Below are 12516 nucleotides of genomic sequence, written 5' to 3'. Positions count from 1 at the left end.
GATCAGTTACCCCACGTGACGGGGAGCCGGTGGACTCCGTAGATCAACATTTCGCTGCGCATCGCGATGTTCTCCGGAGGGACGGACAGGCGCAGGGCCGGGAACCGGGTGAAGAGCGCGGGCAGCGCGACCTGCAGTTCCACGCGCGCCAACTGCTGCCCGAGGCACTGGTGGATGCCGTGGCCGAACGCGATGTGGCCGCCGGCCCGGCGGAGCAGGTCGAGGGTGTCGGGGTCGGCGAAGTGGCCTGGGTCGCGGTTGGCCGCGGGTACCGAGACGGTGACGGTCTCACCGGCCTTGATCCGCCGGCCGTCGAGGGTGAGGTCCTCAAGGGCCGTGCGTACGGTGAACTGGCCGGTCAGCAGATGGCGGTACCTCGTGTGCCGGGGTGGGTCCATGGCGGTGAATATGCCGGGCGGCGCAGGCTGGTTGCTTTCAGGGGCGCCGGCGACGGGCACATGCCTCAATTCAGGCCGCACGCTGAACCGCGCGTCAGCCAGTACTTCACGGGCCAGGGCGTGGCCAGTCACCAGCCAGCCCAGGTGGCCGTCCGGGTAGCGCATCCGGCTCACCGGTGCGTCGTTCCGCAGCGCCCCGAGGTCGTCGGGGGGATCGAAGGGCCGAGCGACGGGCCGCTCGGCCGGCAGCGCGGGCACGGGGGATTCGATCACGGAAGCCTCCTAACATTTACCATCAGAGAAACGCTAGGTTTTCTCTTTCGCCAGGTTCAATGGTCAGGCCACATTTCCGCAGGTAGGCTTCACATAATCGGAGCAATGACATTGGCGATAAAGGCAACACGGTTGCAATCGCCTGCGCGTAAATCTTGAGGGAGGGGCGAATGCCTGGAGGCCGGCTGACCTTCGAGGACCGCCAATGCATCGCGGAAGGACTGGCGGCCAAGCTCACCTACGCCGAGATCGCCCGGCGTCTCGGGCGCCCCCGCTCAACGGTCATGCGTGAGATCGCGCGCAACGGTGGCCTCCACGCCTATCAGGCGAGCCGCGCGCAGCGGGCGGCGAGCTGGCGCGCTCGTCGCCGCAAGCCGATCGCCCGCCTGGACTCTTCGTCCGACGCTCCCGACATCAATGGCCGCACCAATCAAACGATGCGGGAGTTAGAGGAGCAGCTCTCGGCGATGATGATCGAAACAGGCATGCCGTCGATGTCGTCTCGGGTGTTCACCGCGCTGTTCGTCAGCGACAGCGGCAGCCTCACCGCCGCGGAACTGGTCCAGCGGCTCAACGTCAGCCCCGCGGCGATCTCCAAGGCGATCAGCTGGCTTGAGCAGCGGGAACTGGTTGGGCGAAAGCGCGAAGGGCGACGCGAGCGATACATCATTGACGTTGACGACGTGTGGTACCGCGCCTGGCTGGCGAGCGCCAGATCGATGGCACTGTGGGCAGACGCCACCCGCCGTGGAGCCGGCGTTCTCGGAACCGCGACCCCCGCAGGCTCACGGCTTCACACGGCAAGCCAGTTCTTCGACCTACTCGGCCACGACATGGCCCAGGCCGCCGAGCACTGGCGCCAGAGGCTCTCCGCACAGTGCCGGCCCTCGTCCCAGCCGCAGGACGGCGATGGGGCCGTCACCTCGCGAAGAACGCGATGAGGCGGCCTCCATGCCCCTGCGCGCTTCTCGTGGCCCGCGGGTCCGCCGTACGAACACGGGAGCAGAGAGCCCGGCCGGATGGACGCCGGTTCTAGGAGTTGCTCCACGACCGGGTCGACAGCACCAGGCGGTAGCCGTCGGGGTCCTGAAGTGTGACGCCCCACTCGTCCCAGTACGGGTTGTGCGCCGCGACCCGGGCGCCTCCGTGCCGTTCAAGCCGCTCGACGAGTTCGGCAGGCACCTCCTTGCCGAGGTAGATGACGAGGAGGTCTTCCGGAGTCGGTCGCGGATCGACCGGCTGAGCCGGGTCATGAACGAGTTCCAGATGCCAGCCGGCGGTCGGCCGGCCGACCATGAGAAGGGAATGGCTCCCAGGCGTGCCGTCTCCTTCCTTCCGGAACAGCACGTCGAGACCCAGGCCGCCGACCCAGAAGCGTTCCGCGGCGGCCATGTCCCTCGTCGGCCGTGCGATGCGGATGTGTGCCTGGCCGTCAATCGACATCTGTTCTCCTCGTACGGGCCACCCACTGCCGAGCGGCATGGGGCGAAACAGTACTCATGTCGCATCTATCCGCATATCGCCCATTAGCCCTAGGCCGGAAGCCCGAGCTCGATTTCCCGCCGGGCACCGCCGCGTCGACGCCCCGGGGGTCGGCGCGCCTGCTCGCACGCAGTCAGTGCAGGTCCAGAGCGACGTCCAGGCGCAGGTAGGCGTCGACCCAGGCCTGCTCGACCGCCTCGTCGGAGTCGTGGGTCCGCGTCGCCGCGAAGGCGGTGACGGCCTGCGCGATGCGGTGCAGTCCGAGCACGGTCAACCGCCGCGCTGCGGCGGCGAGCCGGTCATCGTAGGTCGGCGGCAGGTGAGCCAAGCCATGATGGGCCACTTCGGCGAGCAGTCCCCGGGTTTCGAGCAGAGCCGCGGTGAGTGGTTCGTGCCGCTCGTCCTCGGCGACCATGAGCCTGCCGCTTCCACCGGCGGGCTGTAGGTCGGGGACGACGACTCGGCCGCCGGCCGCCAGACCGACGGGTTCGATGACGACGCCGCCCGCGGTCCGCCCGACCACGCCGCTGACGAAACGCGGTTCGCCCTCCTCACCGGCGAGCACGGCGGCCAGCGAGTCGAGGCGTCCGGGGGCGGCGCCGGTGTGCGTGGCCCTGACGGTGGCGGTGTTACCCGCCTGGTCGACGATGACAGCGTCGAGACGCTGGTCCCCGGGGGCGTAGGTGACGGCCTCCACCTGAGCGACGGCGACGACCCGGACCAGTTCCGCCTCCACCCGCGGGCGGATGGGCCGGAGCGTGAGGGCGTCGAGCTCGCGGCCGAGCGCGGCGAAGTCGGTCACCACCAGAGATGGCGGCAGTTCACTCCAGTCGCCCCGTGACGGGCTGACCGTCGTCTTGGAGATCCGCCCTGCGGCAAGCCGCACCGAACGGCTGGCGCTGCGGACGGCGGACTCCGTGACCAGGTTGCCGGTGGCCAGGGCGGCCAGCGTGGACGTGGCGATCCGCCGCCGCGCCAGCGCCGCCCCGTCGTCGCCGCCGTCCCATTGACGGCGGAGGACCAGCACCATGGCACTGTCGCTGTGGGCCAGGTAGACCTCGGCGATCCGCTGGTCGCCGAAACCGCGGATCCGGCAGCCGAGGCTCTCCAGCCGGGCCCGGCGCAACGGGGTCTCGGCGGCCTCGGCGGTGCCGAGCACGCTGCTGCGCAGGGTGGCGTCCGGCCGCGTCACCGCCCGGTGCCGGGCGTGTAGTTCGGCGACGTGGCCGGCGAGCAGTTCGGGACGGTAGTGGGAGCTGCGGTCGCGATAGGAAGTCAGCTGCTCGGCGAGGTCGCCGACGGCCAGCAGCGGCCAGCGCAGCCCGGCGGCGTCCAGATGGTGCCGCACGTCGGCGATGGTGGCCTCGAGGCCCTGGCCGAGATGCGCCGCGCCCTCGCGCAGGACCGTGCCGGCCAGGCCCAGGGCCCGCTCCAGCCCGGATCCGGTACCGGCTTCGGCCGCGCCACCGACGTCGACCCGCACCTCGGGGACGCCGGGGTGCAGCTCGTCGGCGACCCGGAACGCCCACACCGCCAAGGCGATGACGTCATCGCGGCTGCCGGCGACGGCGTCGGTGTGGACGAACCCGAGGTCGCCGGGAACCAGGAAGCGCACGGTCGCGGTGGCCAGCTCGACCTGCGGTACCGGATCGGTGGGGGTCGCGCGGCGGACCCGCGCGGTGAACCCGGTTCTTTCCGTACGGCGAGCAGCGGCCATCAGCCGGGCACCGATCTTGGCCGTGAGTTCGTCGTCGGTCACCTGCCCCGGCGACCAGGGCAGGGGCTCCGGGGCAGCCTCGGCGGGCAGGCGTTGGTAGGCGAGGATCACCCCGATGACGTGCCGGCAGACGCCGGTGGCGCCGCAGGTGCAACGGGCCACATCGAGGCCGCCGGGAGGCAGGGTCGCGGTCAGGCCGTCGGAGAAGCTGCCGTGCACGGTGCCGTCGGCGTCGGTCCGAAGCTCCGGCGTGGCTTCCTTACCGGCACGTTTGACCAGGCCGCGATTGGTGAGCGCGGCGAGGGAACCCGCCGAGAGCCCGAGTAGATCTGTCCTCATCGGCCCACGTGCTCCGCCACGAAGGAGGCCAGTTCGCCGGGTGTCATCGCCCCCACGTAGGCTCCGGCATCGGCCAGGCGCTGTGCCAGCTCCCGGTCGTAGGCGGGATTGGCCTGCTCGTCGAGGGCGGCCAGGCCCAGCACCTTGCTGCCCTGTGCCACCAGGTCGCGCACGACGCGCACCAACCGGTGCGGGTCACCGCCTTCGTAGAAGTCGGAGATCAGCACGACGATCGCCCGGCGCGGCTGGTCCACCAGGCCCGCGCCGTACGACGCCGCGCGGGCGATGTCCGTGCCGCCGCCGAGCTGGACCTTCATCAGCAACTCCACCGGATCGTCGACGTCGGCGGTCAGGTCCACCACTTCGGTGTCGAAGGCGACCAGGTGGGTGCGTACACCGGGCAACCCCCACAGGCAGGCCGCGGTGACCGCCGAGTGGATCACCGAGTCGACCATCGACCCGGACTGGTCGACGAGCAGAATCACCTGCCACTGCTCGAGGTGGCGGCGGGTGCGGGAGAAGAAGAACGGGGTCTCGATCACCACCTTGCCGGTCTCGGGCCGATAGCGGCCGAGGTTGGCGCGCAGGGTCCTGGCCATGTCGAAATTGCGGGCCAGTCGCATCCGGCCCGGCCGTCGCACCTTGGTGCCGGAGAACGCGCTCCGCACCTCGGTGGCGAGCTTCTCCATCAGCTGCCGGACGACCTGCTCCACGATCCTTCGGGCCAGCCGCAGCACCTGCGGGTTCATCAGGTGCTTGGTCCGCAGCACCGCCTTGAGCAGCGCGGGATTGGGTTCGATGCGCGCCAGCACGGCCGGGTCGGTCACCACGTCATGGATCTCGTACCGCTCGACCGCGTCGCGGTGCAGTCGTTCGATGGTTTCCTTGGGGAACAGCCGGGTGATGTCGTCGAGCCAGTCGAAGGTTGTCAGCGTCGATTCGCCCATCCCGCCGCGCCGTACACCACGTCGGCGTAAGTCCTCGTCGCGGCCGTAGAGCCAGTCCATGGCCGCGTCACGGGCGGCGGCCCGTGCGTCGAGCTGCTCTCCGCCGAGGCATGCGCCGCCCGGCTCGCCGAGCAGCAGGCGCCACCGCTCCAGGGTGGGGTCGGTCATGACGCGATCAGTCCTTCCCGGCGCAGTGCCGCCTCGACCCGCTCGTCCAGTGCCCTACCGGCGGCCACCAGCTCCGGCGCCGTGTCCAACCGCATGTCCAGCCGCATCAGGTCCGATCCGGACGCGCCGCCGGCGCGCCGCTCGACCAGGCGAGTGGCGATGAGGTGCCGTTCGCGGGGCGGAAAGAATCCGAACGCCTGGCGCAGCGCGGGCAAGGCCACCAGAAAGTCGTGATCGGTCAGCCCTCCGACCAGCTCGTCGAGCAGCTCCAGCATGCCGGCGGCGTGCAGCACCTCCTCGCGGGCGAGCGCGAACAACCCGGCCAGCCAGTCCCCGGCTGACGCCGGGACGAACGCGCCGCGCAACGCCCGGGCGGGGTCCGCGGCAGTCGTACCACGCAGTGACCAGCCCAGACCCAACGACGCCCCACGCAGGTCGGGTGGCGCCTCCTGGCAGGCGGCGAGCCGGTCCGCGACGCCCAGCGCCGCGTGCGTGTCCAGTCCGAGCGACGGGCCGGCGTGTCTGAGGGCGTCTCGGACGGCGGTCATGGCGTCGATGCGCCGGAGGTCGGCCGGCGCCGGGCCGCCGCGCACACCTTCGGCCAGCCACAGCGCCCGGCGGGTGGCGGCCTGGAGGACCGTGCCCAATGTGGTGCTGCCGCTGGTGTGGAACAGGCCGTCGTGGCGCCACATCGCCAGGACGACGGTGAGGGTGCGGCCCAACGTTCCCAGGTCGGCCGCCGCGCCGACAGCCCGCGCCAGGTCGTCCAGCACCCGTCCGGCCAGTTCGCCGATGCCGCACAGCGCCGCGTCGAACAGGACGTCGGCCAGCTGGTCCAGGTCCGCGCCCATGATCCGTTCGGCGAGGGCGGCGGCCGCCGCCTCCTGCGGGTCCACGCCGTACCCACCGGCCTCGATCAGTGCGGGCAGCCGGTCGTCGGACTCGGTCAGCGTCCATCGTTCGACCAGCTCCGTACCGCCTGCCGGGCGCGGTCCCGAAGCGCGCACCACACCGGGGATCCGCAACACCCGCAGCCGGTGCAGCAACCGGCTGCGATCGCGGTCGGTTTCCTTGCCGAGGTCGAGCCGTTCCTCACCCGGACCGCCCAAGACCGCGAGAACCGCGCGAACCAGGGGTGGCAACGGAGTCGAGTGATGCAGGCGGCCCACCCGGTCACCGCTGAGGGCCGCGATCATCTCCACGATCACCGGATGGTTGCCCGCCTGCAGCGGGCCGCGGGTCGCCCAGGGCAGCGGGGCCTCGATCGCCTCGCTGACCAGCGCGCCGGCCAGGCCGTCCAGCACATCGACCCGGGCCGGACGCGGATGACCGCGCATCAGCGCGAGCCCGTCCGCGGTGGCCCGAGCGGCGATCAGGTCCGCGGTGGACACCGGCTGACGCCGGGCGCGCAGCCGGGCCGTCACCGCCTCGGTGAGCCTGCGGGCGGCGTCGGCGGGACCGGACTCCCACAGGTGCTGGTAGTAGCCCGGCGACGGCATTCCCGACTGATAGCCGTCGAAGGCGTCCAGCCGCCGGAACGAGTACGGCACCAGGTAACTGCCGACGACCGCGTCCGCGGGTGGCCGCGGCACCTCCGGCCAGCTGCGGTCACCCTGCTCGGCCAGCCGGACCAACGCGGGGCGGTGGAAGCCGCCCGTGACCACGACCACCGGCCTGTCGCCCGCGTCGGCGACGGCGGCTCGGATCCACTGCGCCATGTACGCCTCGCGGGCCATGTCGTCCGGCCCGGGCCGCGTGTCGCCGCGCACCAGGTCAAAGTAGGTCGCCAGCCGTTCGGCCAGCCCGTCGGCCGGCTCGATCTCGAACAGGTGGTCCCACAACGCGTCCACGTTGTCCACCGCGAAGGTGCGGCACAGCCGTCCGGTCACCTCGCTGTAGCGGGCCTCGGCGTCGGCGTAGCGGTTGCGGACGTCGGCCAGCGCCGGATGCCAGGCGGGTAGGTCGATGAAACGCAGTTCGGAGCCGACGTCACGGCCCGCGGTCAGCGCCGTCCACTCCGGGGAGTAGTCGCACAGCGGCGTCCACGAACCGTGCCGCCGTTCCGAATCTCGGTAGCTGGTGTGGACCGCGATCGGCAGCTCATGCCCCAGCAGGAGCTCATCCATCCTGTGGTTCATGTCCGCCGGGCCCTCGACCAGCACGTACGCGGGCCGCACGGAATGAATGGTGTCGGAGACCAGCCGGGCGCAGGCGGGGCTGTGGTGCCGCACACCGAGGAATGTGACCGCCATCGTCAGCCCGGCAGCAGGTGACGGGCCTCGTACAAGGCCTTCCACTGGTCTCCGTGCCGCCTCCGCTCCAGATATCTGCGGAGTTTCGCCAGGTCCTCCGGATTGTCCTTGGCCGCCGTACCGGCCAGGCAGGAGACCAGGTCGGCGGCGGTGCCGGGCTCTCCGCGCAGGAACCAGCCGCGCAGCCCGACGGCATGTGCGACCGAGACGGCCTCGGCGGTGCTCATCACCCCCGACAGCCGGTCGGTGGCGTCACCGCGCGCGGTCTGCCCCTCGCGCAGCTCCCGGAACGCGGTGACCAGGACCTCCAGCACGTCGCGCCGTGGCGGCGCGCCGACGCCCGACCGCTTCAGGAGAGCGGTGGCCTCCGCCTCCACCAGCAGCAGCTCGGTGTCGAAGTCGGCGATCGGGAAGACCGTCTCGAAGTTGAACCGGCGCTTGAGCGCGGCGCTCATCTCGTTGACGCCGCGGTCGCGGGTGTTGGCGGTGGCGATGACGGTGAACCCCTCCTGGGCGAACACCATCGCCTCCGGACCGGTCAGCTCCGGTACGGCGAGCACGCGGTCCGACAGCGGCGACAGCAGGCAGTCCTGCACCTCCAGCGGGCACCGGGTGATCTCCTCGAAGCGCACCACCTTGCCCTCGGCCATGCCGCGCAGCAGCGGAGCGGCCACCAGTGACCGGGTGGACGGGCCCTCGGCGACCAGCAGCGCGTAGTTCCACGAATATTTGATCTGGTCTTCGGTGGTGGCAGCTCCGCCCTGGATGGTGAGTGTCGAGGTTCCGCTCACCGCCGCGGCGAGCAACTCGGACAGTAGCGACTTCGCCGTGCCCGGCTCGCCCACCAGCATCAGCCCGCGGTTGGTCGCGAGCGTCACCAGGGATCGGTCGATCAGCGAAGGGTCGCCCACGAACTTGCGGCTGATGCCCAGCTTCTCGTCCCCGAGGACGAAGCGCCGGGCGGCCCGCAGGCTCAACGCCCAGCCGGGCGGGCGGTCGTCGGTGTCGTTCTCCCGCAGCCGGGCCAGCTCGTCGGCGTAGCGGATCTCGGCCGGGGGCCGCTGGACGTGCTCGTTCATCGGGTGATCTCCCGCAGGTCTCGCATGACCTCGGAGACGGTGATCGGATCGAGGCCGTCGAGGACGCCCCCCACCCCCTCCAGGGTCTGCTCGTCGGCGAAGTCGTGGTAGCCGATCGCGATGCCCGGATTGAGACCGATCGTGATGATCCTGCCGTCGGCCACATCCCGCTCGATCCAGCCCTGGATGCCGGCGTCCTGTGGCTCGCCTCGCCGCCAGCCACGCCGTTCCAGGCCGATCACCCTGCCGGTGGGAATCTTGGCGGCGCCGATCTCGGTCAGCAGCGTCTCGTCCAGGTCATATGTCTCCCGGCCCAGTTGCGGGAACGGCTGCAGGATCTCGTAGTCGGCGAACACCTCGGCCCAGGCGGCGAGGCTCTCCCCCAGCTCCAGCGGGTGCGCCACCCCGACAACGGCCTCGTCGGGCAACGTCAGCGTGTCGTCCTCGATATCGGCGAAACTGCGGTCCTCGGCCACGCGCAGGGCGCCCATGAGCTGACCCGAGGCATCGTAGAGCCCCCACGTCAGCCGTCGCACAATGTGCCAGAGCAGCGGATGGCCGACGAGCAGCCGCTTGAACTCCGCACCGCTCCAGCGGCGCCGGCTCACCATGGCCTGCTCCAGTCGTCGGATGTTGTCCGCGGCCACGGCGCGTACGTCCTTTTTCAGCCCGGCGAACCGCTGGTAGGCGGAGGGCGCGAGCTCGGGATCGTCGTTCGCCCCCGGCTTGGGCAGGTTCTTGAGCCGCTTCCCCTCGGCGTCGGCCACGTATGGCTTGAGCTGCTCATCGAAGCCGACGACGAACTGCCTGCGGCCGTAATCGAGGGTCAGGCTGCCGTCGGCGGACAGCCCGAAGTCCGGCACCAGCCGGTCGGCCAGTTCCTGCGGCGTCAGGCCGAGCTCTGCGGCGACCTCGTCCATCTTCTTCATGGCCCGGTTCTTGAGCCCGCTGAACTTGACCTTCTCGGCGATGCCGTGCAGGTGCATCAACGCGACCTCGGAGCCGATGATGGCCAGCAGGTCCAGGCCTGCGACCGCACGGGCGTGTCCGCCCTCACCGGGCCAGGTCCTGATCAACGGCGTCAGCCGCCGGACGGTCTCGTCGTCGCCGAGCAGTCCCAGCGCGTCCATCACCCAGCTCTGCTTGGACGGGTAGCCGGCCGCCTGCCAACGCTGGAACAACGCCCAGCCGAAGTCCGCGAGGCTGCGGCTGTCGCAGGCCTCCTTGACCGAGGCGAGACCGGCGTACGGATCACCGGGCCGGGAGATCGCCAGCATCGTCATCACATGGCGGGCCGCCTCGGCCGGCAGCGCGCCCGCGTCGCCGCGCAGGTGGATCGGCGCCAAGATCGCGATGTCCGCCCACTCGGGCAGCACGGGCATCTTGGCAGGCAGCGCGTCGCGCGGATCAGCCGAGAGCAGGTCGGCGACCGCGGCCTCGGCGGCGGGGCCGTAACCCGCGGCGGCTTCCGCCACAGCGTCACGGCCACCGCCCGCGGCCAGCACCGCCAGCGCCTGCTCCGCCTGTCGCCGGGCCACCCCGGGCTTGCCCAGGGCCGCCGGGATCAGGGCCCTCGCGGCCGCCTCGGGGTGGCGCGCCAGCCACGCCAGCGCGGTGGCGCGCACCGACTTCAGCCGGGACAGCCACTCGGCCATCAGCACCGCGACCTCCGGGCCGGCGAACGGAAGCAGCGCCGGAGCGATCGCGGCGGGGCTACGCCGGGCGCTGTCCAACGCCGTGGGGAGCGCGGCCAGCTCGAACCTGGCGACCACCCTCGGCATCCATTCGGAGGCATCCCACTGGTCAGCCGGACGCCACTTCTCGATCAGCGGTCCGGCCAGCTCCGCCGGCCCGGAGACGAACAGGGCGATCTCGTCGTACCAGTTGGCCCCCTCCCCGGCACCGGCGATCTTGTCGGCGATCTCTTCCCAGCGCTGGTGCGAGGGCCGACCCCATGAACTCTGCCCTGGCCGGGCGGGACGCCAGTTGTCCCGCTCGCCCGGCCCCCACACCACGGTCGGTTCATCGGCACACACCAGGCCATTCACAACAACCGGCTTGCGGACCGTACGTGGCCGGGTCCACGGCGGGCTGACCAGCATCTCGGGCAAGGCCTCGAGCGGAGCGATGGCGACGGTCTCAGCGGTTGCGATCTTGTTGATCCGCTCGGCGGCGACAGCATCGACGCTCGCAAGCACCTCCGCCACCAGGTCGAGATGGCCCAGCACGTGGGCACGCAGCAGCAAGTCCGCGACCTTGCCACCGGAGGTGGCCAGCATCCGCATCGCCCGGCGCGGGAAGCGGGCCGCCGCGCGCAGGAGGGCCGGCTGCGTGTACGTGTGCTCGATCCGGTCGAGGAGTGCCCGCATCGCCGCGTCGGCCGGCAGTTCGGCGAGCATACCCAGCAGCCGCCGCTGGCTTTCCGCGTCGTAGGCCTCATCGAACCAGCCGGCCAGCACCGGCACGGCCGCGTCACCCATCCCGTCGACAACCGTGGCAGGAAGGGCAAGAGAGCTCATCATGAAGTAACCCCGCACGTAACTCACGATGAGCTCCCAATGCTCCGGCGTGCTGATCGCGGCGACCAGGCCGAGGGCGAGACCGGGGTCGACGTCGCTCACTTCGGCGCAGTCGGCCGCGACCCAGCCAACCTCGCTCGGCGCCAGGTAGGAAGCCGCGGCCCGATGGTGGGCCCCGCCCTCACGGCTCACCGCCAGCGCCGCGACGACCTCGGCATACTCGGTGTCCGATGCGGCCGCGAGGACGGCGCGGACCCGCGTGGCGGGCTCCAGCCGCTTCCAGCCGTACCAATGCTCAGGGGAATCACCGGCAGCCAGCCGCCGAACCGGCCACGCGTGCCCGTCGAAATCGAATCCCAGCGAGGCCAGTTCGGTCGCGGCCACTGCCGCGAACACCAGTCCGCGTTCGACCAGCCAGGCTTCGGCGAACAGCGGCAGCAACGTCCGCTCATGCCATGCCTGGGACACGGCCACCACTGCGGCGACCACCGCGGCGCCCAGCGGCGCGGCGGTGGGCTCCCCGGCCAGGTACGCCGCGCCCGCGGCGGCGATCTCCGGGTCGGGCGACTTCGCCAGCGAGTCGAGGATCAGCTGCCGACGCTCGTCCACCGTCGCGGCGAGTTTCTTCGGCGCGCCCGCGTCCAGCCTTTTCACGGCGACCTTCACGCCACCCCGCCGCGGATGAAGAGCGCGCAGCCAAGCGGCCGGCATCGTCAGCCGGTCCTCGTCCCCGACGCTGTCGATCCCCGCCGGGGAGGTCACCGGCGCGGCGACCGCTTCGTCTTCCGTGTAGCCCTTACGTACCTTCTCTGCCACCAGTTTGTCGGCCGCCGCCTCGGCGGCGGCTGCTGAGTCGAACGACTTGACCTGCGCCTGACCGGCTGCGCCCACCCGCCCATACCGAATTTTCAGCTCTGTACCGTTTTGACGCACTTCCCAGAACTTCGCCGAACCGCCGCCGACATAGGTCAGCATCCGATCTGCGCTCATGCCGATACCTCCACGCTGGGGTCGATGCAGAACTCGTCGTTCAAGCGCCGGAGTAACCGCGCTCTGATCGCCAGCGGTGAGTATTGCGCGCAAGACTGACAAACTGACCCTCACCGCATTACCGACGGAATAAGAGCCACGGAAGCTGGTCGATCAGGCTCGGGGGCGGATCCACGATGATCGCGCAGTCGCCGCCGGTACGGAGGTTCCGGCGGTGTCGGCGGCGCCGGCGCGGAGGTTCCGTCGGCGCCACAGACGGTCGCAGTGAGGGGCTCGGCCCGTGTGGCAGGCGGCGAACAGAGCTGCGACGGCGGCGCCCTCGGCGACGACGAGCAGGCAGGAGGCGTGATCC

At 71.0% G+C, this 12516-nt stretch carries 8 protein-coding genes; 1 reads left to right on the top strand and 7 read right to left on the bottom strand.

The genetic code is table 11. The features are described from left to right. Positions 1–2: 2 nt before the first annotated feature. Positions 3–671: a cytochrome P450 gene (locus AWQ71_RS33865; RefSeq protein WP_218002072.1), complete on the bottom strand. Its 669-nt coding sequence runs from the start codon at positions 669–671 to the stop codon at positions 3–5. Positions 672–841: 170 nt separating this feature from the next. Between AWQ71_RS33865 and AWQ71_RS33860 the strand changes: the two genes are divergently transcribed. After that, positions 842–1612 (top strand): helix-turn-helix domain-containing protein, encoded by a 771-nt coding sequence (locus tag AWQ71_RS33860; RefSeq protein ID WP_067141390.1) that lies wholly within the window; start codon positions 842–844, stop codon positions 1610–1612. Positions 1613–1703: 91 nt separating this feature from the next. On the opposite strand, the gene AWQ71_RS33855 is transcribed toward AWQ71_RS33860, so the two are convergent. From AWQ71_RS33855 to AWQ71_RS33830, 6 genes are all read right to left on the bottom strand, one after another. Further along, positions 1704–2114, bottom strand: a complete 411-nt coding sequence (locus tag AWQ71_RS33855) for a VOC family protein (RefSeq protein WP_067141387.1) — start codon at positions 2112–2114, stop codon at positions 1704–1706. A 172-nt stretch (positions 2115–2286) separates the two neighbouring features. Beyond that, on the bottom strand, positions 2287–4209 hold the full coding sequence (locus AWQ71_RS33850) for a YehQ family protein (RefSeq protein ID WP_067141384.1): 1923 nt from the start codon (positions 4207–4209) through the stop codon (positions 2287–2289). After that, the gene (locus tag AWQ71_RS33845) at positions 4206–5324 is read right to left on the bottom strand and encodes a VWA domain-containing protein (protein ID WP_067141381.1); all 1119 of its coding nucleotides are present in this window, start codon (positions 5322–5324) and stop codon (positions 4206–4208) included. The genes AWQ71_RS33850 and AWQ71_RS33845 overlap by 4 nt, the downstream gene beginning before the upstream one ends. Continuing rightward, positions 5321–7555 (bottom strand): DUF5682 family protein, encoded by a 2235-nt coding sequence (locus AWQ71_RS33840; RefSeq protein WP_218002071.1) that lies wholly within the window; start codon positions 7553–7555, stop codon positions 5321–5323. The genes AWQ71_RS33845 and AWQ71_RS33840 overlap by 4 nt, the downstream gene beginning before the upstream one ends. A gap of 23 nt (positions 7556–7578) precedes the next feature. Then, positions 7579–8655, bottom strand: a complete 1077-nt coding sequence (locus AWQ71_RS33835) for an ATP-binding protein (protein WP_067141375.1) — start codon at positions 8653–8655, stop codon at positions 7579–7581. After that, positions 8652–12266: a WGR and DUF4132 domain-containing protein gene (locus tag AWQ71_RS33830; protein WP_218002070.1), complete on the bottom strand. Its 3615-nt coding sequence runs from the start codon at positions 12264–12266 to the stop codon at positions 8652–8654. The genes AWQ71_RS33835 and AWQ71_RS33830 overlap by 4 nt, the downstream gene beginning before the upstream one ends. Positions 12267–12516: the final 250 nt, after the last annotated feature.

The sequence above is a fragment of the Microtetraspora malaysiensis genome, assembly GCF_001528665.1.
Lineage (GTDB): Bacteria > Actinomycetota > Actinomycetes > Streptosporangiales > Streptosporangiaceae > Microtetraspora_A > Microtetraspora_A malaysiensis.
The sequence above is the reverse complement of the archived record's forward strand: the minus strand, read 5'-3'. Positions and strand labels throughout refer to the sequence as shown.